This is a genomic window from Streptomyces sp. NPDC001843 (assembly GCF_042891955.1).
GTDB lineage: Bacteria > Actinomycetota > Actinomycetes > Streptomycetales > Streptomycetaceae > Streptomyces.
Window position 1 is genome coordinate 427,454 of the sequence record NZ_JBIATQ010000001.1, and the last position, 25,657, is coordinate 453,110.

A 25,657-nucleotide genomic window follows, 5' to 3' on the forward strand; every position below is an offset into this window, starting at 1 on the left:
CCCGCCCACGCTAGTGCGGGTCCGTCAGCTCCGGGTGAAGACGGCCACGGTACGACCCGGAACGGCGAACGTGCCGGATTCCGCCGCGTAGGACGCCGACTTGACGATAGGGTCCGCGCCCGAGGCCTGCACGGGATGCAGGCGGTAGTGCTGCCCGGCGAGCGCGGTGATGCGCTGTTCCTGTTTCCCGGGCGTCGCGTTGAACACCACGACGAGGTTCCCGAGCCGCATGGTGATCACCCCGGGCGTCTCGTCCCTGCCGGACAGCGGGAAGGACAGCCGGGACTGCACCCGGCCGGCCGTGCCGAGGGAGAAGGCCCCTTCCGTCGTACGGATCCCCAGCAGGTCCCGGTACGCGGCGGAGGCGCCCTCGATCTGCGGGCAGCCGACCTTCACCGTGCTCAAGAGAGGCTTGGCGTACGGCCACTTGGACCGGTTGTCGGCCGCCATGGGCAGGCCCCTGCCGAAGCCGTTGCCGTCCGAGCAGTTCCAGTGGACGGCATTGAACCAGTCGCCGCTGTCGAAGGAGTTGCGGTCCAGCGACTTCGAGCGCAGCAGGTCGGTGCCGGCTTGGGAGAGCGCCGGGCCCTGCGAGAGGGTGGCGGTGGCCATCGCCAGCACCTGCATCCGGGCCCGGTCGGACGCGGAGGTGTCCTTGGGGAGCTTGTAGGTGAGGGCGTCGAACAGCGACTCGTTGTCGTGCGCGTCGACATAGGCGAGCGCGTCGCCCGGGGACTCGGCGTACCCGGCGGGGGCCCCGTTGTAGTCGATCTCCGCACCGGTGACCTCCCTGCCGCCGGAGTCCGTGAAGCGGTAGGCGGCGAGGTTGCCGGTCAGGCCGACCTTGATCAGGTCCTGGTAGTGCAGGAGGCGGGCCTTCTGCTCCTCCTTCGTCCCGTTGGCGGTCGAGGAGTTGGGGTCGGTGTACAGCCCGGACGCGAAGCCCTGGACGCCGGGGTCGGAGTCGAAGGGGCTGCCGCCGCGCACGGCGTCACGGGCGCGGTCGGAGAAGGTCGCGACACCGGTGCCGGCCATGTTCTTCTGCGTGGCCTGCACGAACCGGGCGTCGTCGGCGACCTCGCCGAAGTTCCAGCCCTCGCCGTACAGGATGATCTTCTTGCCGTCGACGCCGTCCTTCTCGACGGTCAGCGCGTCGAGGGCCTTGCGGACGGCGAGGATGTTGGCCTTCGGGTGGTGGCCCATCAGGTCGAAGCGGAACCCGTCGACCTTGTACTGCCGGGCCCACGTGACGATCGAGTCCACCACCAGCTTGCCCATCATGGCGTTCTCCGGCGCGGTGTTCGCACAGCAGGTGCTGGTGGCCACCGAGCCGTCGGCGAGCAGCCGCTGGTAGTAGCCGGGCACGATCCTGTCGAGCACGCTGGTGTCCGCCTGGCCGCTCGCCGCGGTGTGGTTGTAGACGACGTCCATGACGACCCTGAGGCCGTCCTGGCCCAGCGCCTGCACCATCCTGCGGAACTGGACCGTACGGGCGGTGCCGTCCGGGTCGGTGGCGTACGAGCCCTCGGGGACCGTGTAGTGGTACGGGTCGTAGCCCCAGTTGTAGGCGTCCTTCGCGGCGGTTGCGGCGACGCACTCCTGCTGTCTGTCGGAGTCGGCCGGGTAGGACGCCAGGTCGCAGTCCGGGGTCGCCTGGTCGGCCTTCCTCTCGGGAATGGTGGCGATGTCGAAGGCGGGCAGGAGGTGGACGTACGAGGTGCCCGACTTCGCGAGCTCGCGCAGGTGCCTCGAACCGTCGCTGTCCTTGTCGGTGAACGCGAGGTAGGTGCCCTGGTCCTTCGCCGGGACGGTCTTGTCGGCGATGGAGAAGTCCCGGATGTGCAGTTCCTGGATCTGCGCGTCCTTCAGCGGTACGGCCTCGGGCTTGCGCAGGGCCGACCAGCCGCTCGGGGCGAGGGACTTGTCGTCCAGGTCGACGACGAGGCTGCGCCGGGAGTCCGCGGTGAGGGCGACCGAGTACGGGTCGGTGACCTCGTTGGTGACCATTCTGCGGACGCTGGGCGCCCAGACCTTGACGACGTACCGGTAGGGCTTGCCCTTCCAGGACGCCGGGCCGGTGACGGACCAGACGCCTGTGGCCGCGTCGCGGTGCATCCTCACGGTGGTGCCGTCGAGGTCCAGCGACACCTTCTGCGCGGTGGGCGCCCAGACGGCGAGGGTCGGCCTCCCGTCACGGAACACCGGTCCGAGCTCCGCCTTGGTCGCGCCCGGGTACAGGTCGTCGAGCACGCCCGCGATCTGCACGCCGGTCGCGGTGAGCACCGCGCCGTTGGCCGCGCGCTGCGATGCGACGAGCTGGCCTTGCAGCGCCTGCCGCACCCGGCCCCGGTCGCGCGGGTCGACGGACCAGGCGGTGTAGTCCTTCAGGTGCGGGAACTTCGCCTTCTGCGCATCGGTGAGCGTGGTCTTCGACAGCCGCAGCCAGCGTTCGTCGTCGCTGGTCAGCGTCCCGTCCTTGACGGCGATCGAGCCGTCCCGGGAGTACAGCAACTGGGTGGAGGCGGCGCCGTCGGCACCGTTCCAGGCGAGGGTGTCCCGGTCGATCCAGACCGCCTTGGAGGTGGTCAGGTCGAGGGCGGCGGCACTGCCCGCGGGCAGCGGCAGCAGGTACTTCTCCTGGCCGTTCAACAGCCACACCTCGTAGCCGTTGTTCCTGAGGTCCAGGGACTGGTCGGTGGGGAGATCCTTGTCGTCGCCCTTGTGGATGATGTAACCGAGGCTGGTGGCACCCTCGGTGAGCGGTACCTCGAAGACCGCGCCATAGGCGTCAGTCTTCACCGGCTTCAGGGGGTTCGACCAGTCGGTGGGGTTAGCGGCACCCGTCCAGACGTGCAGGCCCCAGCCGTCGTAGTTCCCGTCGGCGCGGTGGTAGTGGACGACCGCCTTGGTCTTGTCCTGGGCCGGGTGGTCCGGCCTCTCGGTCAGTACGGCCGTCTTCCCCTGCTCGACCCACACCTCACCCGTTCTGGTGACGTCGATGGACCGGTCGGCGGAGACGTCCTTGTCGCCGTCCTTGTCGACGATCAGGAAGCCGACGTTCGAGGCGCCGGGCTTGAGCCTGACGTAGGCGAAGGCGCCGTAGGCGTCCCGGCCGGTGAAGGGGTGACCGGCGGGCCAGGTGGTGGACTCGCCGTCGGCGATGTCGCCCCAGGCGTACAGGCCCCAGTCGGCGTAGTCGCCGTCGGTGCGCTTGTAGTGGACGATCGCGTAGTCCCGGGAGGAGGCCGTGGGCACCTCGGGCGCGGGTGGGGTGCCGGTGGTGCCGGCGGCGGTGGCGCTCGCGGTGTGCCCGGCGGAGTCGACGACGACCGCCTTGTAGCGCAGGGCGGTCCCGGCGGGTACGTCCTCGCCGATCACCTGGGTGACCTTGTACGGGGCGTGGTCGGCGGAGCCGAGGGTGTGCCATCCGCCGTTTCCGACCTGGGCGGCGAAGACGACGCGGTCGAGCTGTCCCCCGGTGACGTCGGCGGAGAGCTCGACGGTGCCCGTGGCTCCGGCGTCCGGGGCCCTGAGGGTGATCGTGGGCTTGGCGGCGGGCTCGGCGAGGGGGCCGGCGGCCTTGTAGACGACGGCCGAACCGGCGGGGACGGGGACGGTGAGCCCGCGGTCGCCGTCGGACTTCAGGGTGCCCTTGGCCCCGTACACGCCCCGGTACGACATGTCGGCCGAGCCGGTCGCGAAGGTGGCCGTCCTCGTCTCGCCCGCGTTGTTGAGGGCGACGACGTATTCCTGGCCCGTCCTGGCGTCCGTACGGGTGAAGGCGTAGATCCCGGCGCCGTCGGCCGCGTACCGCTCGGTCTGGACCCCGTCCGTCAGCGCCGGGTGGGCCTTGCGGAGCCTGGAGAGGGCGGCGATCTCCCGGTAGAGCGGGGCGCCGGTGTCGTAGGAGTCGCTCGCGTGGGTGCGGTCGGTGCCGATCTCGTCGTCGTCGAGGTAGTCGGCGACCTCGGAGGCGAACATGGTCTGGCGGGCGTCCTTGTCACCGCCGGAGCCGGTGAAGCCCTGCTCGTCGCCGTAGTAGACGACCGGGTTGCCGCGGCTGAGGAACATCAGCTCGTTGGCCAGCTTGTCCTTGGCCAGCAGTTCGGCGTCGGACGCCTTGGGGTTGTCCTGGTTCAGGAAGTACCCGATGCGCCCCATGTCGTGGTTGCCGAGGAAGGTGACCTGCTCGTAGGCGTTGGCCTTGTCGGTCGTGTACTTGTAGTCGTCGCCGAAGACCGACGCCAGCTTCCGCGCGCTGCCGCCCTGGGAGGTGTAGGAGCGGGCCGCGTCCTGGAAGGGGAAGTCGAGCGTGGCGTCGAGGCGGCCCTGGGTGACGTACGGCGACGTGACCGAGGTGTCGGCGGAGTAGACCTCGCCGAACATGAAGAAGTTCTTCCGGCCGTGAGCGGCGGCGTACTTGTCGAGCGCCGTCGCCCACTGGGTCCAGAACTCCATGTTCACGTGCTTGACGGTGTCGATCCGGAATCCGTCGATGCCGAAGTCCCTCACCCACCGCTGGTAGATCCTCTCCATGCCGTGGACGACCTCGGGACGCTCGGTCCACAGGTCGTCGAGGCCGGAGAAGTCGCCGTAGGTGGCGGACTCGCCGGCGTACGTCGAGTCGCCCCGGTTGTGGTACATCGTGGGGTCGTTGAGCCAGGCCGGGACCTTGCTGTCGCCGGTGACCCGCGGGGTGCGCGGGAAGGAACCGGCGTCCACTGCCGGGAACCTCCGGCGGCCGTCCGCGTAGTCGGCGTCGTCGAACGGCCGCCCGTCCTTCGTCAGATAGGGAAAGGCACCCTTGGACAGGTAGTCGTACGACTTCTCCTCGTAGTCGACGACGTCGGCGGTGTGGTTGGTGATGACGTCGAAGAAGACCTTCATGCCCTTGGCGTGCGCCTTGGAGATGAGGGTCCGCAGGTCCTTGTCGGTGCCGAAGTGCGGGTCGACCTTGGTGAAGTCGGTGATCCAGTAGCCGTGGTAACCGGCGGAGGTGTTGCTGCCCGTGCCCTGCACGGGGCGGTTCTTGAAGATCGGCGCCATCCAGATGGCCGTGGTGCCGAGTCCCTTGATGTAGTCGAGCCGCTTGGTCAGGCCCTTGAGGTCGCCGCCCTGGTAGAAGCCCTTGTCGGTGGGGTCGTAGCCGGTGCTGAGGCGTGAGCCGGTCAGGCCGCCCCTGTCGTTGGACGCGTCCCCGTTGGCGAAACGATCCGGCATGACGAAGTAGAACTGCTCGCGGGTGTCGTCGTGCCGGGCGGGCTGGGCGGCGAGGACCGCGTCCGACGGGGGCGCGGGCGGGGCGGCGGCTTCGGCGGCCGGCGGCTGGGCCAGCGTGGCGACGAGGGCCGCGGCGGTGACGGCCGCTGCCCGTCCGACGTGGGCGGTACGGCGCCTGAGGGGCGCCGGCCATCTCGGTATCACAGGTGGGAACTCCTTGCGATTACGGCTCTGTTGGGTCCGACCCCGCGTGACCGTACCGCCGACGAAAGGTTTGCAGCAAGACTCGTGAAACCAGAAGAAAGAGTTTTCACGAGTCGCCGGCAGACGGACTCAGCAACTGGACTTGCCGGCGTAGAGCGCCAGTGCCGTGTTCGAGCCCAGGGTGGCGGTGAACCGGCCGCCGGCGTCCACGGTCACCGTGCTGTTGTTCTGCACGTTGCAGTACGTCCCCGCGGGCAGGGACGTCTGGTACGTCCGGGTCATGCCGCTCGACTCGTGGTTGACGGCCACGTAGCCCTTGCTGCCCCGGCCGAACGCGATCGCGTTGTTGCCGTCGTCCCACCAGTCGGTGACGGCCCGGCCCCGGGTCGCGTTGCGGAAGGCGACCATCGACTTGATCTCCGGCCAGGCGTGCTGACACTTCCAGCCGTCCTGCCAGCAGGCGTTCACCGTGCCGCCGCCCGGCGGACCGGCGTCGGCGTCCGTCCACTCGTAGCCCGAGTTGATGTCCGGCGCGCCGTAGGGCCAGGCCAGCATGAAGACGTTGGCCAGGGTGTAGTCGGCGCCGTCCTTGTAGTTCAGGGTGGAGCCGCCCCGTTCGGTGTCGTGGTTGTCGACGAAGACGCCGGCGACCGAACTGCTGAGGTAGCCCCAGCCCTCGCCGTAGTTCTTCAGGTAGGCGAGCCTCTCGTTGTTGAAGACGCGCTTGAGGTCGAAGGCGTAACGGAACTCCTGGACGTCCCCGTTGCCGGTGTACTCGGACGACTGCACCGCCTCGCCGGCACCGTAGATGACCTCCTGCTTCCAGTAGGCGGAAGGGTTGGTCAGTCGGGACTTGATGTCGGCCAGGTCGTCCGCCGGGATGTGCTTGGCCGCGTCGATGCGGAAGCCGTCGACGCCGAGGGAGAGCAGGTCGTTCAGGTAGCCGGCGATGGTCTTGCGGACGTACTCCTCGCCGGTGTCCAGGTCGGCCACGCCGACGAGTTCGCAGTGCTGGACGTTCCAGCGGTCGGCGTAGTCGCCGACCTGGGCGGTGCAGTCGTCGAAGTCGTGGACCGAGTACAGGCCCGGGTAGTCGTACTTCGTGTACGCCGAGCCGCCGGTGCCGGTGCCGGAGCCCGCCGACATGTGGTTGACGACCGTGTCCACCACGACTTTCACGCCGGCCGCGTGGCAGGTGTTCACCATGTCCCGGAAGGCCGCGCGGTCGCCCAGCCGCCCCGCGATCCGGTAGCTCACCGGCTGGTACGACGTCCACCACTGCGAGCCCTGTATGTGCTCGGCGGGCGGGGAGACCTGGACGTAGCCGTAGCCGGCCGGGCCGAGGGTACTGGTGCACTCCTTGGCGACCGAGGCGTACTTCCACTCGAACAGGACGGCGGTGACGTCCTTGGCGCCGGGCGGGGAGGCGTGCGTGATAGTCGGGTTCATGACAAGAGCACCCGAGAGTGCCAGCGCCCCGAGGAGAGTTCTGCGTGCCATGTGGGGTCCTTCACCATTGAAGGTTCTTGCTGAAAAATTCCAGCCGACTTGCGGGTGACGCAGATGTTAAAGGCCCGCCGCCTGAAAAGGCAGCGGGCCGGGTGAAGTTGATGCGAGTACTTTTCGAGGGGCCGTCAGGCCGTCGTGAACCACACCGTGGTGTCGGCCGGCACCTTCGCCTCGCCGTCGGCCTCGGTCACCTCACCGCTGGTGAGCAGGACCCGGCCGTACGCGGGGGTGGTCACCGCCTCCCCCGTGGTGTTCGCGACGCACACGAACTCCCCGCGCCGGAAGGCGAGGACGCCGTCGGCGGCGCGCAGCCACTCCACCGCGTCGCCCGCGCCGAGCGAGGGATGGTCCCGGCGGGCGGCGAGCGCGGCGCGGTACAGCTCCAGGGTCGAGCCCGGCACCCCGGTCTGCGCCTCGACGCTCAGCTCCCCCCAGCTCGACGGCTGGGGAAGCCAGCTGCCGCCGCTGCCGAAGCCGTACGAGGATCCCACGCGGGTCCACGGGATCGGCACCCGGCAGCCGTCGCGGAAGCCGTCCTGGCCGGCGCCGCGGAAGTACGCCGGGTCCTGGCGCACCTCGTCGGGCAGGTCCACGACGTCGGGCAGGCCGAGCTCCTCGCCCTGGTAGACGTACGCCGAGCCGGGCAGGGCGAGCATCAGCAGGGTGGCCGCGCGCGCCCGGCGCAGGCCCAGCGCGCGGTCACCCGCCGTGCGGATCTGGGTGCCGAGGCCGGGCGGGTTGGCGAAGCGGGTGGCGTGCCGGGTGACGTCGTGGTTGGACAGCACCCAGGTGGCGGGGGCGCCGACCGGGCGCATGGCCTCCAGGGTGCGGTCGATGACCTGGCGGAGTTCGTCCGCGTCCCACGCCGTGCTCAGGTACTGGAAGTTGAAGGCCTGGTGGAGTTCGTCGGGGCGGACGTAGTTCGCGGTGCGCTCGACGGTCGGGGTCCAGGCCTCGGCGACGAAAATCCTGTCACCGGAGTACTCGTCGAGGATCAGCCGCCACCGGCGGTAGATCTCGTGCACGCCGTCCTGGTCGAAGAACGGCATGACATCGTTGCCCAGCAGTTTCACCTGGTCGTGGACGCCGAGGTCGGGCAGCCCCGCCGCCTTGACGAGCCCGTGGGCCACGTCGATGCGGAAGCCGTCCACGCCCATGTCCAGCCAGAAGCGCAGGATCGAGCGGAACTCGTCCCCCACCGCCGGGTGGTCCCAGTTGAAGTCGGGCTGCTCGGGCGCGAAGAGGTGCAGGTACCACTCGCCGGGCGTGCCGTCCGGTTCGGTGACCCGGGTCCACGCCGGGCCGCCGAAGATCGACTCCCAGTCGTTGGGCGGGAGCGCGCCGTCCTTCCCCTTGCCGGGACGGAAGTGGTAGCGGTCTCGCAGCGGCGAGCCGGGGCCCTCGGCGAGCGCCCGCTTGAACCACTCGTGCTGGTCGGAGGAGTGGTTGGGCACGAGGTCGACGATGACCCTGAGGCCGTGCCCGTGTGCGTCGCGGATCAGGGCGTCGGCGTCCAGCAGGTTGCCGAACATGGGATCGACGGCGCGGTAGTCGGCCACGTCGTAGCCGGCGTCGGCCTGCGGCGAGGCGTAGAACGGGCTGAGCCACACGGCGTCCACGCCGAGGTCGCGCAGGTAGGGGAGTCTGGAGCGCACGCCCTCCAGGTCGCCCATGCCGTCGCCGTTGCTGTCGGCGAAGCTGCGCGGATACACCTGGTAGATCACCGCGTCCCGCCACCAGTCGCGGCGCTGGGCGACGGTGGCGACAGCTGACTCGGTAACGGGGCTCGGTGCCGGGTCGGCGGAGTGCTGGCTCATGGCGTCCTTGTTATGGGTGCTTGCAGTTCGATGAAGAGGCGTCCGCGGTCCGGTTCAGCCCTTCGTGCCGCCGGCGGTGAGGCCGGTCACCAGGTTTTTCTGGACAAGGTAGAAGAACACGGACACGGGTATCGAGATCAACACTGCGGTGGCGGCCATATAGTTCCACTGCGCGTCGTGCTCACTGACGAAGCTCTGCAGCCCGACGGCGAAGGTGTACTTCGAGTCGTCGAGCATGAAGGTGGTCGCGAAGGCGACCTCGCCGACGGCCGTGATGAAGTTGTAGAAGGCTGCGACGGCCAGCCCCGGGCGGGCCAGCGGCAGGATCAGCCGCGCGAAGGTGCCGAAGGGTGTCAGCCCGTCCACGCGGCCCGCTTCGTCGATCTCGAAGGGGATGGTGTCGAAGTATCCCTTGAGCAGCCAGGCGCTGTACGGCACGGCGGTGGTGCAGTTGATGACGATCAGCGCCCAGTAGGTGTCGATGAGGCCGAGCTCGCTGAAGATCTCGTACATCGGCACGATCAGGATGGCTACGGGGAAGGCCTGGGTGAGCAGCAGCACCCACATCAGCGGCTTGTAGCCGGGGAAGCGCATGCGCGAGACGGCGTAACCGGTGGTGGCGGCGACGAAGACGCCGATCAGGGTGGTGCCGAGGGCCACGATCATCGTCGACTTGAACCAGTCGAAGAAGGCGGTGTGCCGCAGCACGAAGCCGTAGTTGGAGAAGGTGAGCTTGCCCAGGATCTTCCCCGGGTGCAGGTAGTCGTCCTTGTCCGGACCGAGGGACAGGAAGACCAACCAGGCCACCGGGGCGAGCGCGACGAGGCTCGCCAGGGTGAGGCCGGTGTGCAGGAGGGCGGCGCCGAGCGGGCCGCGCTCGCCGCGCCGGCGGGTGCGACGGGCGGGCCGCGCGGCGGGGGCGGGCCCGGCCTGTGTCTTTTCCAGGGTGGTGGTGCTCATGGCGGCGGCTCCTGCGGCGTCAGACGGCGAGCTGGTCATTGCGCTTCAGCCAGCGGAAGTAGAAGGAGGTGAAGACGGTGAGGACCGACAGCAGCAGCACGCCGTACGCGGCGGACTGGGCGAAGTCGCGCGGCTGCTGTCCGAAGCCCAGGTAGTAGGCCCAGGTGACGAGGATCTGGGCGTCGGGCGCGCCGGTGGGGCCGAACAGCAGGAAGATGATGGCGAACTGGTTGAACGTCCAGATGATGCCTAGCAGTACCACGGTGGAGCTGACCGAGCGCAGGCCCGGCAGGGTGACGTGCCGGAAGCGCTGCCAGGCGCTCGCGCCGTCCATCTCGGCGGCCTCGTAGAGCGAGGAGTCGATGGACTGCAGGCCGCCGAGCAGGGAGAGCATCTGGAACGGCACACCGCACCAGGTGTTGACCATGATCGCGGCGAACCGCTGCCAGAAGGTGTCCTCCAGCCACTGCGGCTGGGGCAGGTGCAGCGTGTGGAGGGCCTGGTTGAGCACGCCGGAGTCGGAGAGCATGATCCGCCAGGAGAAGACGGTGACGAACGTCGGCACGGCCCAGGGCAGGACCAGCAGTACCCGGTAGAGGGTGCGGCCGCGCAGCTTCTCGTTGAGCATCAGCGCGAGGCCCAGGCCGATGGTGTAGTGCAGGGCCACGCAGGCGACCGTCCAGAAGACGGTCCACAGGAAGTGGGACCAGAACCGGTCGTAGGACAACGGGCCGAACAGGATGTCCTTGTAGTTGTCGATCCCGATGAACTTGTACGTGGCGTCGATGTGGTTGACGCCGATGGTGCGGGCCGAGTTGAGGCTGTTGGCGTCGGTCAGGGTCAGGTAGAAGCCGCGGAGCAGCGGGTAGCCCACGACGACGCCGAGCACGAGGACCACCGGTGCGATCATCGCGTAGGCGTACCAGTGCTTGCTGAATCCGTGTCTGACGCGCTGCCCCAGCCCGGGCCGAGGCGCGCGGTCACCGCGGCGCTTGCCGGTCGCGCGGTCGATGGCGACTGTCATGGTTCGACAACCTTCTCAAGGGCCTGTGGATCAGGGGACGGGCTGGGCGCAGGCCGGTGGCCGCCGGATCCTTCCCCCCTGGGCTGGGGGTCCCCCCGCGCGAGCTCGTTCGAGCGTGGGGGAGATCCGGCGGCCACGCGGGCGTCACTTGCTGAAGTCGGGCACCAGCTTGGTGATGGCGACCTCGGCGTTGCCCAGGCCCTTGTCCAGCGACTCCTTGCCGCCGGCGACCTTGGGCAGCTCGATGTCCAGCGGACCCCACAGGGAGCTGTACTCGGGCAGCGCCGGGCGAGGCTGGGCGGCGGCGAGGACGCCCTGGTAGCCGGCGATGCCGGGGTCGGCCTTGACCTGGGCGGTGTAGGCGTCGTCGCGGGTGGGCAGCGTGGAGTTCTTCAGGGCGATGGTCTCCTGGGACTTCGCCGAGGTCATGAAGTTCAGGAACTTCAGCGCCGCCGCCTGGTGGGCCTTGTCCGAGCCGGCGTAGACCGACAGGTTGTGGCCGCCGGTCGGGGCGCCCGCCTTGCCGGTGGAGCCGGCCGGGACGGTGGCGATGCCGAGGTTGGACTTGTCCTTGAAGGCGGAGCCCTTGTAGAAGTTCGTGATCTCCCAGGGGCCCTGGATGATCGCGGCGACCTTGCCGCTGACGAACGCGTCCTGGATGTGGGCGTAGGCGTCGGCGGTGGTGTCGGCCTTGTGCAGGCCCTTGCCGGAGAAGAGGCCCAGCCAGGTGCCGTAGGCCTTCTTCGCGGCGGCGGAGTCGACGGTGATCTTCTTGGCGGAGGCGTCGACGGTGTCGGTGCCCTCGCCGTAGAGGAAGGTCTGCGCGTAGTAGGCCGCGGTGGAGCCCCAGTAGCCGTCGGCGCCGGTCTTGGCCTTGACCTTGGCGGCGTCCGACTTCAGCTCGTCCCAGGTCTTGGGGGCCTCGGTGATGCCGGCCTTCTTGAACAGGGCCTTGTTGTAGACGAGCGCCAGGGTGTCGGTGACCAGCGGCACGCCGTAGGTCTTGCCGTCGTACTGCGCCTGGGTGATCAGGTTGGACTTGAACTTGTCCTTGTCCGCGAGGGCCTCGGTGCCGTCCAGCGGCAGGAAGTAGCCCTTCTTGGCGAAGGCGGGGGTCCAGCCGACCTCGGAGCGCAGGATGTCCGGGGCGCCCTGGGAGCCGGCGGCGGTGTCGAACTTGTTCTGCGCCTGGTCGAAGGGGACGTTGACGTACTTGACCTTGATGTTCTTGTCGGCGGCCTCGAACCGCTTGATCAGGGCCTGGTACGTCGGTGCCTCATTGGTGGCGTTGGAGGTGTCCCACCAGGTGATGGTCACCGGGCCGTCCGACTTTCCGCTGTCGCTGTCGCTCCCGCCGCATGCCGTCGCCGAGAGGGCGAGGGACGCCACCAGCGCGGAGGCCGCTATGCCACGCCGCATGAGTTCTCCTTGAGGGTTGAGCCCGCGTGCCGCGGGGGGCGGTCCCGTCCGCCACCCCTGCCGTCTTGCCGACTGCGCCGTTGCGGGCGGCCGGGCGACTGGGAAAGTAACAGCGATGCAAGCGCCGCGAAAGACCTTGCAGCAAAAAAGTGCAAGAGAGCGGGCGGGTTACCGGGTCGTGACCTGTCCTCGACCCGCTCGCAACCGGGTTTCCGGGCCGCTCAGCGGGGAGGGGGCCACTTGTGCAAGACTCTGCAAGCTCTTTCCATTCGAGGCCGACCAGAAGGACGAGGGAGCGCGATGACGCAGCAACCGGCAGCGGGCCGTCCGACCGCCCGTGCACGGCGTCCGATCGGTGGGCAAGGCGATTCCCGGCCGGTACAGTCCATGCCTGTGACCACACGGCTTGCGGACATCGCTGCGCAGGCGGGGGTGAGCGAAGCGACCGTCAGCCGCGTCCTCAACGGGAAGCCGGGCGTCGCCGCCACCACCCGTCAGTCCGTGCTCGCCGCCCTGGACGTGCTCGGCTACGAGCGTCCGGTCCGGCTGCGGCAGCGCAGCGAGGGCCTGGTGGGCCTGATCACCCCTGAGCTGGAGAACCCGATATTCCCCGCCCTGGCGCAGGTCATCGGCCAGGCGCTGACCCGGCAGGGGTACACGCCGGTGCTGGCGACCCAGACCCCGGGCGGGTCGACGGAGGACGAGCTGACCGAGATGCTCGTCGACCGGGGGGTCGCCGGGATCATCTACGTCTCCGGGCTGCACGCGGACACCACCGCCGACATGGAGCGCTACGAGCGGCTGCGGGCGCAGGGCGTGCCGTACGTGCTGGTCGACGGCTTCTCGCCGAAGGTGCAGGCGCCGTTCATCTCCCCCGACGACCGGGCGGCGATGACCCTGGCGGTGACCCACCTGGTCTCGCTGGGCCACACCCGGATCGGCCTGGCGCTCGGACCGAAACGGTTCGTCCCGGTGCAGCGCAAGATCGAGGGCTTCGTGCGCGCCATGCAGGACCTGCTGGGCCTGGGTGCCGAGGCCGTCGAGTCGGAGCTCGTGCAGCACTCCCTCTACACGCTGGAGGGCGGTCAGGCCGCCGCAACCGCGTTGATCGACCGGGACTGCACGGCCGTGGTCTGCGCCAGCGACATGATGGCCCTGGGCGCGATACGGGCCGCCCGGCAGCGCGGCCTGCAGGTCCCCCGGGACGTGTCGGTGGTGGGCTTCGACGACTCCCCTCTGATCGCGTTCACCGACCCGCCGCTGACCACCATCCGCAAACCGGTCCCGGCGATGGGCCAGGCGGCGGTGCGGACGCTGCTGGAGGAGATCGGCGGGACCCCGGCGCCGCACAGCGAGTTCGTCTTCATGCCGGAACTGGTGGTGCGCGGGTCGACCGCGTCGGCGCCCGGGGACCGGAAACGCCCCTAGGCGTCTGCCCCTCCCCTCCCCTCCCCCTCCCCCTTCCCTCTCCTTCCGTTCCGGACGACCGGGCCGCCCCCGGGTGGTCCTGGGTGTACAACGCGTGACCAGAACCCGGCCGCGCGATGATCCGGGCTTGACACCTTTTCTGGCAGACTCTGTGCCTATGGGTGATTCGACCGTGACTGATCCGGAAGGTCGCGCACAGAAGACCGTTCCGCACCCTGTCACGGACGGAGTGGCCGCCGGTGTGCTGCGCCGGATGCGCGTTCCGCGCCACCCCCGGCTGTGGTTCGAGATGCTGCTCATCACGGTGAGTTACTGGACGTACTCGATGGTCCGCAACGCCGTTCCCGAGCAGCGCGGTGAGGCACTGCGCAACGCCGACTGGATCTGGCAACTGGAGCACCACCTCGGGATCGCCGTCGAGCAGTCCGTCAACCAGACCGTGAACGCGGTGAACTGGCTGATCGTGGCCATGAACTACTACTACGCGACACTGCACTTCGCGGTGACGCTGACCGTGCTGGTGTGGCTGTACCGCTGCCATCCGGGCCGGTACGCGGCGGCCCGGACGGTGCTGTTCGCGACGACGGGGGTGGCCCTGCTCGGCTACTACCTGTTCCCGCTCGCCCCGCCCCGGCTGATGCGCGGCGGCGGCTTCGTGGACACGGTGGCCGTCCACCAGACCTGGGGGTCGATGGCCTCCGGCGACCTGAAGCACATGTCGAACCAGTACGCGGCGATGCCGTCGATGCACATCGGCTGGTCCCTGTGGTGCGGGCTGGCCCTCTTCACGCTGGCGAGCGTGCCGTGGGCGCGGGTGCTGGGGGTGCTGTACCCGGCGGCGACACTGCTGGTGATCGTGGCCACGGCCAACCACTTCTGGCTCGACGCGGTCGGCGGCGCCCTGTGTCTGGGCTTCGGCCTCACGGTGGCCCGGATCTGGTACGGGTCCCTGCCCCACGCCCTGCCACGGGTGACCCCGGCCCGGAAGGTGGCCGAGCCGGTACCGGCCGGCGAGGCGTGAAGCGGCCCTCGCGGAGTCGGCCTCCGCGGACTCGGCCTCCGCCGACTCAGCCCTCGTAGAAGAGTTCCTCCACCACTCCCCGCGCCCGGCGCGCCGTACGGCGGTACGCGTCGAGCATGTCGCCGGCGCGGCCCTCGCCGTAGCCCAGGTAGCGGCCGACGGCTGCGAGCTCGCGGGCGTCGGAGGGGAAGGTGTCGCCGGCCCGCCCGCGGACCAGCATGACGGCGTTGCGGACACGGGTCGCGAGGACCCAGGCCTCGTCGAGGGTCGCGGCGTCCTCGGCGGCGATGAGACCGGCGTCGCGGGCGGCGGCGATGGCCGCACGGGTACGGGTGGTGCGCAGCCCGGGCTCGCGGCGGCCGTGCCGCAGCTGCAGCAGCTGCACGGTCCACTCGACGTCGGACAGCCCGCCGGGCCCGAGCTTGGTGTGCAGCTTCGGGTCGGCGCCGCGCGGGAGGCGTTCGGACTCCATGCGCGCCTTCAGCCGACGGATCTCGCGCACGGCCTCCTCGCCGAGGCCCTGCTCCGGGTAGCGCAGCGGGTCGATCAGCTCGATGAAACGGCGGGCCAGGTCCTCGTCCCCGGCGACCGGCTCGGCCCGCAGCAGCGCGTGCGACTCCCAGGTCACGGACCAGCGGCGGTAGTAGGCCTCGTAGGACTTCAGGGTGCGCACCAGCGGTCCGGACTTGCCCTCGGGGCGCAGGTCGGCGTCGATGAGCAGGGGCGGGTCGGCGCTGGGCAGCTGGAGCAGGCGGCGCATCTCGGCGACGACCTTGTTCGCGGCGTCCGCGGCCTCCCGTTCGTCCACGCCGTCCTGTGGTTCGTGGACGAACAGGACGTCGGCGTCGGAGCCGTAGCCGAGCTCGTGCCCGCCGAAGCGGCCCATGCCGATGATCGCGAACCGGGTGGGCAGGGTGTCGCCCCAGCCCTCGCCGACCACGGCGCGCAGAGTGCCGGCGAGGGTGGCCGCCGTGAGGTCGGAGACGGCGCCGCCGACCCGGTCCACCAGGGCGCCCTGGTCGGGCTCGGCCGGGTTGGCCTCGGTGCCGTAGGAGTCGACGATGTCCGCGGCGGCCGTACGGAACAGCTCCCGACGGCGGACGCCACGGGCCGCGGTGACGCCCTGGGCGGCGTTCTGGGCGCGGCCCACGGCGGCGAGGATCTCCTGCTCGAGGTGGGCGCGGGAGCGGGGTTCGAGGCCCCCGCCGTCGCCGTCGCCGAGCAGGGCGACCGCCTCGGGGGCGCGCATCAGCAGGTCGGGGGCGAGGCGGCCGGCCGACAGGACGCGGGCGAGGTTCTCCGCCGCCGCGCCCTCGTCCCTGAGCAGCCGCAGGTACCACGGGGTCTTGCCGAGGGCGTCGGAGACCTTGCGGAAGTTGAGCAGGCCCGCGTCCGGGTCGGCGGAGTCGGCGAACCAGCCGAGCAGGACGGGCAGCAGGGTGCGCTGGATGGCGGCCTTGCGCGTGACGCCGGACGCCAGGGCCTCCAGGTGGCGCAGTGCGGCGGCGGGGTCGGCGTAGCCGAGGGCGACCAGGCGTTCCCGGGCCGCCACCGGGCTGAGCCGGGCCTCGCCGGGGGCTAGCTGGGCGACGGCGTCGAGCAGGGGCCGGTAGAAGATCTTCTCGTGCAGCCGGCGTACGACGGCCGCGTGTCGTTTCCACTCACGGGTCAGCTCGGCCACCGGGTCGGCGCGCAGACCGAGGGAGCGGCCGAGGCGCCGCAGGTCCGCGTCGTCCTCGGGGACGAGGTGGGTGCGGCGCAGCCGGTAGAGCTGGATGCGGTGCTCCATGGAGCGCAGGAAGCGGTAGGCCTCGTCGAGCTGCACGGCGTCCGCCCGGCCGACGTAGCCGCCGGCCGCCAGGGCCTGGAGGGCGTCGAGGGTGGTGCCGCTGCGCAGCGACGGGTCGGTACGGCCGTGCACCAGTTGCAGCAGCTGCACGGCGAACTCGACGTCCCTGAGGCCGCCCGGGCCCAGTTTCAGCTCGCGCTCGACCTCGGCGGCGGGGATGTTCTCCACCACGCGGCGGCGCATCTTCTGCACGTCGGCGACGAAGTTCTCGCGCTCGGCGGCCTTCCAGACCAGGGGTTCGACGGCGGCGACGTACTCCTCCCCCAGTCCGAGGTCCCCGGCGACCGGGCGGGCCTTGAGCAGGGCCTGGAACTCCCAGGTCTTGGCCCAGCGCTGGTAGTAGGCGAGGTGGCTGCTCAGTGTCCGCACCAGCGGACCGTTTCTGCCCTCGGGCCGGAGGTTGGCGTCCACGGGCCAGATCGAGCCCTCGACGGTCGTCTCGGAACAGATCCGCATCATGTGCGAGGCGAGCCGGGTGGCGGACTTCAGGGCCTTGCCCTCGTCGACGCCGTCGGCGGCCTCGCCGACGAAGATGACGTCGACGTCGGAGACGTAGTTCAGCTCGTGGCCGCCGCACTTGCCCATCGCGATCACCGCGAGCCGGCACGCGGCGGCGTCGGCGGGCGCGGCGGCCTGGGCCAGGGCGAGGGCGGCGCGCAGGGTGGCGGTGGCCAGGTCGGCGAGTTCGGCGGCGGTCTCGGCGACGTCCGTGGTGCCGCACACGTCGCGGGCGGCGATGGACAGCAGGCAGCGGCGGTAGGCGACGCGCAGGGACACGGGGTCGGTGGCCTCGGCCAGCCCGCGCTCGAACTCCTCCACCCCGGGGTGCAGGTCTCTGGGCTCGTAGGTGACGAGGGCCTGCCAGTCCTGCGGATGCCGGGCGAGGTGGTCGGCGAGCGCGGTGGACGCGCCGAGCACGCCAAGCAACCGGTCCCGCAGCGGCTTGGCCGCTATGACGGTGTCCAGCAGCTCCCGGCCCTGCTGCGCCTCCAGCAGCCGTACGAGTCCCAGCAGCGCCAGATCGGGGTCGGCCGTCGCGCCCAGCGCCTCCAGCAGCACCGGGTCGTTGCGCACGGCCGCCAGTTCGGAACCGTCCAGCAGCCGTTCGGCGGCCGACGGATCGGTGAAGCCGTGCCGCAGCAGCCGCGTGAAGGTACTGCTTCTGCGCCCCGGCCCCGCCATCCCCGGCCTCCCTCGGATCAAGGTCGTACTGGCCAGAGCCTAACCGGAGTCCCCGTCACGTGCCCCGTCCCGGTTCCTGCCCGCTTCCTCGTACAGACGCAGTAGGAGCCCGTGCAGTACGGCGGTCTCCTCGGCGGTGAGGGGCGCGAGGATCGTGTCCTGGACGGCCGTGGCGTCGGCCTGGAGATCGGCCAGGGTGCGCCTGCCGGCCGGTGTGACGGCCACCAGCACGCGGCGGCGGTCCGCGGGGTCGCGGTCCCGGGTGACGTCACCGCGCCGGGTGAGCTCGTCGAGGAGCTTGGCCATGTCGCTGGTGTGGATGGTGAGCAGGTCGGAGAGCTCGCGCTGGGCCCGCGGCCCGAAGTCGACGAGCGCGGCGAGGGTTGGGAATTGCTGCTGGTCAACAGCGCGTGAGGGCGTTCTGGCGCGTATGAGTGAGCATGTCGGTTGTTGGTGGCGACCTGCTCCCTTGCCTGCGTGCGGAACGGAAGTTCACGTCTCGAATGCGTGACCTTTGCGGGAGGTGTTCGTTGGGTGTGGTGACGGATCTTCGAGCCGCGCAAGGGGGGTGAGGGATGGGCGGGTTGCGCGTGGTGGCGGCCTCGTTCGTGGTGGCGGGCCCGTCCGGGGTGGCGGTCCGTGCCAGCCTCAAGGGAATGACCGACAGGGACGAGAAGGTGTTACGCCTGGTCGGTGGCCTGCTCGGCTCTCTGGCGGGCCGGGATCTGAAGGCCCGCTGTGCGGCGGGCCTGGACCATGACGGTGAGCAGTGGGCGCGGCGCAAGCGTGCTCTGACCGGAGAGTCCTCTTCACGCTGGGCGGGCAGTATCACCAAGGCCACGCATGACCAGTGGGCGCTGGCCCGACGCGGTCAGCTCGCCCACGTCCAGACCCTCCAGGCAGGTGTCGACGCGATCGCGTACCGGCTGTCGCTGCCCATCGGTGCGAAGGGCTCGGGGGGTCGGCCGGGTGGCTACCGATCCAGGCAGGAGTGGTTCGCCAAGTCCCGGCGCCTGCGCCTGCTGGGAGACCGGCTGGAACATGAACGCGCGAAGTGGCAAGCCGGGTGTGTGTCAGTGGTGCGGGGCGGCAAGAGGCTGCTGCGCGCCCGGAACAACCTTGAGGCCGCCAACATGACCGAGTCGGGGTGGCGCCGCCGGTGGGAGGCCGAGCGCTGGTTCCTCCAAGCCGATGGCGAGTCGGGTAAGCGGTACGGCAACGAGACGATCAGGGTCAGTCCGGACGGTGAGGTGAGCATCAAGCTCCCCGCGCCGCTGGCCCACCTGGCGAACGCGTCTCACGGCCGGTATGTGCTCGCCTGCCGGGTCGGCTTCCGACACCGGGGCGAGCAGTGGGCCGACCGCATCTGTGCGAACCGGGCCGTGGCGTACCGCATCCACTACGACACCGGTCGCGGCCGCTGGTACATGACCGCCTCCTGGCAAATCCCGCAGGTCCAGACGGTGCCGCTGGAGGCCGCCCTGGCCACTGGGCTGGTCGGTGTGGACATGAACGCCGATCACCTGGCCGCCTGGCGCCTGGACGCACACGGCAACCCGGTCGGTGCGCCGCGCAGGTTCGACTACGACCTGACCGGCAGCGCATCCCACCGGGATGCTCAGGTCCGGCACGCCCTGATCCGCCTGCTGCACTGGGCCGAACGCCACCATCTGGCGATCGCGATCGAGGACCTGGACTTCACCGCGGAGAAGACCCGGGAGAAGCACGGTCGGCGCAAACGGTTCCGCAAGCTGATCTCCGGCCTGCCTACCGCCAGGCTGCGCGCCCGGCTGGTGTCGATGGCCGCCGAACTGGGCATCTCTCTGGTCGCTGTCGACCCGGCCTACACCAGCCGCTGGGGCGCCCAGCACTGGCAGAAGCCCCTGACCACCACGACCAGGAAGACCACGCGCCACGAGGCTGCCGCCGTGGCGATCGGAAGGCGCGCCCTGGGACATCCGGTCCGGCGACGGACGGCACCGCCCCCTGCTCACCGGAGCGATGAGCAGGGGCATCGGACCGTCCAGGCCGCATCAGGAGTTCCGGGGCGTGAGGGACCCCGCCCCCGCATCCCCGGACCACGGACACGATCCGTCGGCGCCGGACGCGGAGCGAAAGCGGGCGACCAGCGTGCCCACAACCGTTCGGGGCACGCGGCTGAGCACGAGCCCTGGCACCAGGACTCACTCCCGCTCAGTCTCTAGGAACGGTCGCCATGTGCCACAGGCGCAGCCGCCTGGAGGCGAGGCGCCCGGGCGCCGGCCAGCATTCCTGAGCCCGTCTGGGGGCGCCCCCTCTGGGGGGAGTTTGAGGACGAGGCCGTTCAGGCCGAAGGGGGGTCCAGGGGGCGCAGCCCCCTGGCGGGGTCGAAGGGGCGGAGCCCCTGAGGACGGGAAGGGCAGGGGCGGCGGGGGCGAGAAACACTCGGCCCGGCCACCCGCGCCGGTCAGCCCCCACGCACCGCCGCAGCCGCCCGCCGCACCTGGTGGGGCAGCGCCGCCGACACGAGCAGCCCCCGCATCATCCCGGCCGCCCGGACCGCCGCGTCGGCGCAGCAGTTGTTGAACAGCAGGTGCAGCCGGTCCGTGCGGTCGGCCAGGGACCGCACCGCGGGCAGCCACTCCGTCAGCTCCCGCTCGGTGTAATCGTGCCGGAAGCGGTCCTCCTTCGTACCCGTCCCCCAGTGCGGACTGCGCCCGTGGAACCGGACGACGCCGAGCCGCCGCACCGCCACGGGCGCGACCGGCGGCATCGAGGTGGGCAGCCCCCGCACCGTGTCCACGGCCACGGCCGCCGCGTCCAGGTCGGCGAGCAGCGCGACGGTGGACGCCTCGCGGTCGTCCCGCCACCACCCCGGGTGCCGGAACTCCACGGCGAACGGCCACCCCCGGGCCCGTTCCCGGCACCGCCGCAGGAACGCCTCGGCCTCCGCCCCGGGAGCGAGCGACGGCGGGAACTGGAACAGCAGGGTGCCCAGGCGCCCCGCCCGCCGCAGCGGCTCCAGCGCCTCCGCGTACCGCGCCCACACCTCGTCGAGCAGACCCGGATCGGCCTCGGCCGACCACCGCCGGGTCACCGCGGGCCGTAAGTCGGCGGGCAGCGCCGCCGGCCGCGTCGGATGCCCTGTGAGCAGGGAGAACGCCTTGACGTCGAAGACGAAGCCGTCCGGGGTGCGCTCCACCCACAGCCGGCTGGTGCGCGCACTGGGCAGCGCGTAGTACGCGGAGTCCGCCTCCACCACCGGGAACTGCTCGGCGTAGTACCGCAGCCGCCCCTCGGCGTCACGCCGCCCCCGCGGGTACCACCCGCTCGTCACCAGCGCCCGGTCCGTCCAGGAGCACGTCCCCACCAGGATCTCCGCCATGAGCCGGTGGGTACCCGGAGATCCCGGCCTCAGTACGCCCCGCGCCCGCGGCAGCAGTTCACCCGGTCTTCACCCGCCGGGCCGGACACCGTGACGCGGCGGCTTGTCGGCGTGCGCATGCTCTGTCCGCACCGCCAGCCCCGCTCCCCCCTCCGGAGGTTGATGTGTCCGGCAGTTCTGCCAAGTCCGCGTACCGCCGTGCCCGTACCGCCGTGGCGTCGGCAACCGCCTTCGCCGCGGCCGCGATCGGGCTGTGGACCGGGCTCGGCGCCGGTTCCGCGCACGCCGCGGGCGCCGTACCGACCCCCGACCACGTGGTCGTCGTGGTCATGGAGAACCACGCCTACAGCCAGGTCATCGGCTCCTCCAGCGCCCCGTACATCAACTCGCTCAAGAGCGGCGGCGCGAACCTCACCCAGTCCTACGCCATCACCCACCCGAGCCAGCCGAACTACTTCGCCCTCTTCTCCGGCTCCACCCAGGGCATCACCGACGACAGCTGCTACACCCCCGGTTTCTCCTCGGCCGCCAACCTGGCCTCCGAGCAGCTCGCCGCGGGCCGCACCTGGGGCAGCTACAACGAGTCCCTGCCCAGCCAGGGCTCGACCACGTGCAGCAGCGGCAACTACGCGCGAAAGCACAACCCGTGGTTCGGTTTCAGCAACGTGCCCACCTCGTCGGCCAAGACCTTCGCCCAGTTCCCGACCGACTACTCCACTCTCCCCCAGCTCTCCTTCGTGGTCCCGAACCTGTGCAGCGACATGCACGACTGCTCGGTGTCCACCGGCGACACCTGGCTGAAGAACAACCTGGGCGCCTACGCCACCTGGGCCAAGACCCACAACAGCCTCCTGGTCGTCACCTTCGACGAGGACAACCGGCTCAGCGGCAACCGCATCCCGACCGTCCTGTACGGCCAGCCGGTGACGGCCGGGTCGTCGTCCGCCACCACCTACAACCACTACGACCTGCTGCGCACCCTGGAGGACACCCAGGGCCTGACCGCGCACGCGGGCAACGCGGCCTCCGCCAAGGACATCACCGGAATCTGGGCGTCCTGAGGTGTACGTAGCGGACAGCCGCGCGAGTACTCCCGACGCGCCGGCGTCCGCGAGCGGTGCCGTCCGGCCTTCCGCCGGGCGGCGCCGTGCCGCGGTCGCCCCCACGGTCCTCGCGCTGGGCACGGTCAGCCTGGTCACCGACGTCTCGTCGGAGATGGTCACGGCGGTGCTGCCGCTGTACCTGGTGACGGGCCTCGGCCTCTCCCCGCTGGGCTTCGGTCTCCTGGACGGGGTCTACAACGGCTTCTCGGCGCTGGTCCGGCTGGCCGGCGGGCACCTGGCCGACCGGGGCGGCGGCCGCCACAAGTGGGTGGCGGGCGCGGGATACGCCCTCTCGGCACTCTGCAAACCTCTGCTGCTGCTCGCCCACACCCTCACCCCCATCGGCCTGGTCCTGGCCGCCGACCGCACCGGCAAGGGCCTGCGCACCGCCCCGCGCGACGCGCTGATCTCCCTGTCGTCCACACCGCAGACCCGCGGCCGGGCCTTCGGAGTGCACCGCGCGATGGACACGGCGGGTGCGCTGCTCGGCCCGCTGGTCGCCTTCCTGATCCTGCGGGCGACGGTGGACGGCTACGACGCGGTGTTCACGGTGAGCTTCTGCGTGGCGGTGCTGGGCGTCCTGGTGCTGGTGCTGTTCGTGCCCGGGGGCGGGAGCCGCCCGGCCCCGGCCGGGGAGCGCCCCACCCTGCGCGCCGCACTCGGACTGCTCCGCCACCGCGACCTGCGCCGCATCACGGTGTGCGCGCTGCTGCTGGGCCTGGCCACGGTCAGCGACTCATTCGTGTACCTGCTGCTGCAGCGCAGGCTGGGCGTCCCCGACCGCTGGTTCGCGCTGCTCCCCCTGGGCACGGCGGCGGCGTTCCTGCTCCTGGCCATGCCGCTGGGCCGGCTGGCGGACCGGGTGGGCCGCTGGCCGGTGTTCGTGGCGGGCCACGGTGCCTTGCTCCTCGCGTACGGGCTGCTGCTCACGTCCTGGCACGGCACGGTGCTGCCGTACGCCGTCCTCCTGCTGCACGGCACGTTCTACGCGGCCACCGACGGCGTCCTCATGGCGGCGGCCTCGGACAGCGTCCCGGAGGCCCTGCGCTCCTCGGGCCTGGCCCTGGTCCAGACGGGCCAGGCGCTGACCCGCTTCGCCTGCTCCCTCGGCTTCGGCGCGGCCTGGACGGTGTGGGGCGACCGTACGGCGCTGTCGGCGGCGACGGCGGCCCTCGCGGTCTGCGCGGCCTTCTCCTTCACCCTCCGCCCGAAAGGCACGACAACGGCATGACGGTACGGAACCGCATCCTCGTACTGCTCGCGGCTCTCCTCGCGCTCGCGGGGGTCGCCACGGCCTCCGTACTGCACGCGTCGGCCCGAGCGGACCGCCGCGACCGGACTCAGGCGGGCGGCCCGAAGGTCACGTCCGGGGCGGTCACCCTCACGCGTCCGGGCCGCATGGTGTTCCGCAACATGGCGTGGGGGCCGCACCGAGACGAGCTGAGCACCGTCCCGGCGTCCGACCCGTCCGGCCCCCGCACCGCCTCGGGCGTCAAGTGCCTGCGTTTCTACGCCGCTTCGGGCACCGGCGTCTGCCTCCAGGCGGTGCACGGGGCGGTCTCGGACACGTACCGGGCGGTGATCCTGGACGCGCGTCTGAAGGTGACGGCCCATTACGACGTACCTGGCATCCCGTCCCGGGCCAGGGTCTCGCCGACCGGCCACTTCGCCGCCTGGACGGCCTTCGTCGGCGGTGACTCGTACGCGGGCACCAACTTCTCGACCCGCGCGGCGATCGTGGACACCCGCACGGGGAAGCTGATCCCGACCCTGGAATCCTTCCGCATCCTCAAGGACGGCCACGCCTACCGGGCGGCGGACGTGAACTTCTGGGGCGTCACGTTCGCGTCCGACGACCGCACCTTCTACGCGACGCTGGCGACGAAGGGCAAGACGTACCTGGTCCGGGGCGACCTGAAGGCCCGTACGGTCACCACCCTCCACACCAACGTGGAATGCCCGTCCCTGTCCCCCGACGGCACCCGCATCGCGTACAAGAAGCGCGTACCCGGCCTCTCGAAGGACGCCCCCTGGCGCCTGTACGTCCTGAACCTCCGCACGATGCGCGAAACCCCGCTCGCCGAGACCCGCAGCGTCGACGACCAGGCGGTGTGGAAGGACACCCACACGGTGGTGTACGCCCTGCCGGGCGACTACGGCGCCGACCTCTACGAGATGCCGGCGGACGGCACGGGCGAGCCACGCCGCATCAGCACGTCGGCGGTGTCCCCGGCCTACGTGGGGTGAGGGCGGGGCTGACACGGCGGCGAGGCTGGTCAGGGTCGGAAGCTGGCCCGGTAGTCGGTGGGCGTGCGGCCGGTCAGCTCCTGGAAGGCGGCGTTGAACGCCGACAGGGAGGTGTAGCCGACCATGAAGGCGATCTTGGTCACCGGGGTGTCGCCCGCGGCGAGTTCCTCGATCGCGCGCAGCAGCCGCATCCGGCGCAGGGCTGCCCGCCAGGTCATGCCCGTCTCGTCCGAGAACCGGCGTGCCAGCGACCGCGGCGCGAGACCGACCTCTTGTGCCAGGTCTTCGAAGCGGACTTCACGGTCGAGCCGCTCCTCGGTCAGTCGCAGGGCTCGGCGCAGTTCAGGAGACCGCCCCACCGGCACGACGACCGGGCTCGGCTGTTCGGCGAGCCGCCAGGTCACCGCGGCGAGCGCGGCGAACAGGGTCTCGGCGTACGCGGTGAGCGGTTGGTCGCTGTCGCCCCACGTGCCGCACTCGGCCACCAGGGAGCGTGCGAGGGGGCTGAGGTCGAACACGGTCAACGGCGCCGGCGGGGGCGGAGCGAATCCGGTGTCGAACAGCACCGACGCGGTCGTGACCGGCCGCGGGACACTCACCTGGATCGCCCTGCCCGCCTCGATCAGAGCAGCCCGGGCCGGCGGCAGCAACCACGCCCGGCCCTGTGCCTCCAGCCGGAGGGCACCGGCGGAGGCACAGAGGAGGTAGTGGCGATCGACGCAGAAGTCGCGAGTGGGCCCCGCGGCGAACGTGCGGACGAAGCTGTACGCCTTGCGGGTCATCGATTGCCTCGCACGGGCCGATCGTAGTGGTCCGTTGTGGTACCGGTCAGGCGACCGTCGCCAGCAACTCGCCGCGGAAGCGCCGGCTCACCGGCGCGCCGACCATGAGGGGGCGGATCGCCTCGCCGAAACGCGCGAAGGAGGCTGATCCCAGGTAACCGGCGAACGACGCCTCGTCCTCCCACTCGTGCACGATGGTGATGCGGCTGTCGTCCTCCCGGGAGGCGTAGACCCGGAAGGCGAGGTTGCCGGGCATGGCGCTGATCCGGTCACGTTCGGCGTCGAGATGGCCTAGGGCGGCCGCGCGGTCGGTGGCGGCGGTGTCGAAGTCGACGATGGCAATGAGCACGAGGGTCTCCTGGGTTCGCGGCGGTGATTGCTGCGGATGAGCTGCCTCTGAATCCTCACGCGGCGCCTGCTCGTCCGGCCTCCGTCAACCGGACGCGTTCACGCTCCCATCGGACAGACTCGCCGTGCGGTGGACGCCCTCGCGGATGTGGATGTCACCCGATGGCGTGCACCAGTGCA

17 protein-coding genes are annotated in these 25,657 nt (G+C 70.8%); 6 read left to right on the forward strand and 11 right to left on the reverse strand.

Going from position 1 to position 25,657, the window contains the following annotated elements; genetic code table 11:
• Positions 1–24: 24 nt before the first annotated feature.
• The 6 genes from pulA to ACFYZQ_RS02050 form a co-directional block, all read right to left on the reverse strand.
• Complete coding sequence (gene pulA / locus ACFYZQ_RS02025) at positions 25–5,424, reverse strand: pullulanase-type alpha-1,6-glucosidase (protein WP_389140611.1); 5,400 nt, start codon at positions 5,422–5,424, stop codon at positions 25–27.
• 129 nt (positions 5,425–5,553) lie between these two features.
• The gene (locus ACFYZQ_RS02030; protein WP_389140613.1) at positions 5,554–6,924 is read right to left on the reverse strand and encodes an alpha-amylase family protein; all 1,371 of its coding nucleotides are present in this window, start codon (positions 6,922–6,924) and stop codon (positions 5,554–5,556) included.
• Between the two features lie 134 nt (positions 6,925–7,058).
• On the reverse strand, positions 7,059–8,750 hold the full coding sequence (locus ACFYZQ_RS02035) for a glycoside hydrolase family 13 protein (RefSeq protein ID WP_389140615.1): 1,692 nt from the start codon (positions 8,748–8,750) through the stop codon (positions 7,059–7,061).
• Between the two features lie 54 nt (positions 8,751–8,804).
• Positions 8,805–9,710: a sugar ABC transporter permease gene (locus ACFYZQ_RS02040; protein ID WP_389140617.1), complete on the reverse strand. Its 906-nt coding sequence runs from the start codon at positions 9,708–9,710 to the stop codon at positions 8,805–8,807.
• Positions 9,711–9,729: 19 nt separating this feature from the next.
• The gene (locus ACFYZQ_RS02045; protein WP_389140619.1) at positions 9,730–10,734 is read right to left on the reverse strand and encodes a carbohydrate ABC transporter permease; all 1,005 of its coding nucleotides are present in this window, start codon (positions 10,732–10,734) and stop codon (positions 9,730–9,732) included.
• Between the two features lie 144 nt (positions 10,735–10,878).
• Positions 10,879–12,153, reverse strand: a complete 1,275-nt coding sequence (locus ACFYZQ_RS02050) for an extracellular solute-binding protein (RefSeq protein WP_389140621.1) — start codon at positions 12,151–12,153, stop codon at positions 10,879–10,881.
• A gap of 393 nt (positions 12,154–12,546) precedes the next feature.
• Here ACFYZQ_RS02050 and ACFYZQ_RS02055 point away from each other — a divergent pair, with 393 nt between their 5' ends.
• Positions 12,547–13,581, forward strand: coding sequence for a LacI family DNA-binding transcriptional regulator (locus ACFYZQ_RS02055; protein WP_389140623.1), 1,035 nt, complete (start codon positions 12,547–12,549; stop codon positions 13,579–13,581).
• 157 nt (positions 13,582–13,738) lie between these two features.
• Positions 13,739–14,602 carry a phosphatase PAP2 family protein gene (locus tag ACFYZQ_RS02060; RefSeq protein WP_389140625.1) on the forward strand — a complete coding sequence of 288 codons (864 nt, stop codon included), beginning with the start codon at positions 13,739–13,741 and terminating at the stop codon, positions 14,600–14,602.
• A 46-nt stretch (positions 14,603–14,648) separates the two neighbouring features.
• Here the strand turns inward: ACFYZQ_RS02060 and ACFYZQ_RS02065 are convergent, their stop codons facing one another.
• A complete protein-coding gene (locus ACFYZQ_RS02065; protein WP_389140627.1) occupies positions 14,649–17,633 on the reverse strand; it encodes a bifunctional [glutamine synthetase] adenylyltransferase/[glutamine synthetase]-adenylyl-L-tyrosine phosphorylase in 2,985 nt (994 codons plus the stop codon).
• 39 nt (positions 17,634–17,672) lie between these two features.
• A complete protein-coding gene (locus ACFYZQ_RS02070; protein ID WP_389141850.1) occupies positions 17,673–18,065 on the reverse strand; it encodes a MarR family winged helix-turn-helix transcriptional regulator in 393 nt (130 codons plus the stop codon).
• Positions 18,066–18,208: 143 nt separating this feature from the next.
• Between ACFYZQ_RS02070 and ACFYZQ_RS02075 the strand changes: the two genes are divergently transcribed.
• Complete coding sequence (locus tag ACFYZQ_RS02075; protein ID WP_389140629.1) at positions 18,209–19,837, forward strand: IS200/IS605 family accessory protein TnpB-related protein; 1,629 nt, start codon at positions 18,209–18,211, stop codon at positions 19,835–19,837.
• A gap of 242 nt (positions 19,838–20,079) precedes the next feature.
• On the opposite strand, the gene ACFYZQ_RS02080 is transcribed toward ACFYZQ_RS02075, so the two are convergent.
• On the reverse strand, positions 20,080–20,997 hold the full coding sequence (locus ACFYZQ_RS02080) for a DUF72 domain-containing protein (protein ID WP_389140631.1): 918 nt from the start codon (positions 20,995–20,997) through the stop codon (positions 20,080–20,082).
• 164 nt (positions 20,998–21,161) lie between these two features.
• Between ACFYZQ_RS02080 and ACFYZQ_RS02085 the strand changes: the two genes are divergently transcribed.
• Genes ACFYZQ_RS02085 through ACFYZQ_RS02095 form a run of 3 tightly spaced genes read left to right on the forward strand, consistent with a single transcriptional unit; the run spans position 21,162 to position 24,347 of the window.
• Positions 21,162–22,058, forward strand: coding sequence for an alkaline phosphatase family protein (locus ACFYZQ_RS02085; protein ID WP_389140633.1), 897 nt, complete (start codon positions 21,162–21,164; stop codon positions 22,056–22,058).
• 1 nt (position 22,059) lies between these two features.
• Positions 22,060–23,331 carry an MFS transporter gene (locus ACFYZQ_RS02090; protein WP_389140635.1) on the forward strand — a complete coding sequence of 424 codons (1,272 nt, stop codon included), beginning with the start codon at positions 22,060–22,062 and terminating at the stop codon, positions 23,329–23,331.
• Entirely contained in the window at positions 23,328–24,347 is a 1,020-nt protein-coding gene (locus ACFYZQ_RS02095) for a TolB family protein (RefSeq protein WP_389140637.1), read from the forward strand. The genes ACFYZQ_RS02090 and ACFYZQ_RS02095 overlap by 4 nt, the downstream gene beginning before the upstream one ends.
• A 29-nt stretch (positions 24,348–24,376) precedes the next feature.
• Here ACFYZQ_RS02095 and ACFYZQ_RS02100 read toward each other — a convergent pair whose 3' ends face one another.
• Positions 24,377–25,129, reverse strand: coding sequence for a helix-turn-helix domain-containing protein (locus ACFYZQ_RS02100; RefSeq protein ID WP_389140639.1), 753 nt, complete (start codon positions 25,127–25,129; stop codon positions 24,377–24,379).
• 46 nt (positions 25,130–25,175) lie between these two features.
• A complete protein-coding gene (locus ACFYZQ_RS02105) occupies positions 25,176–25,478 on the reverse strand; it encodes a putative quinol monooxygenase (RefSeq protein WP_389140641.1) in 303 nt (100 codons plus the stop codon).
• Between the last annotated feature and the right edge of the window lie 179 nt (positions 25,479–25,657).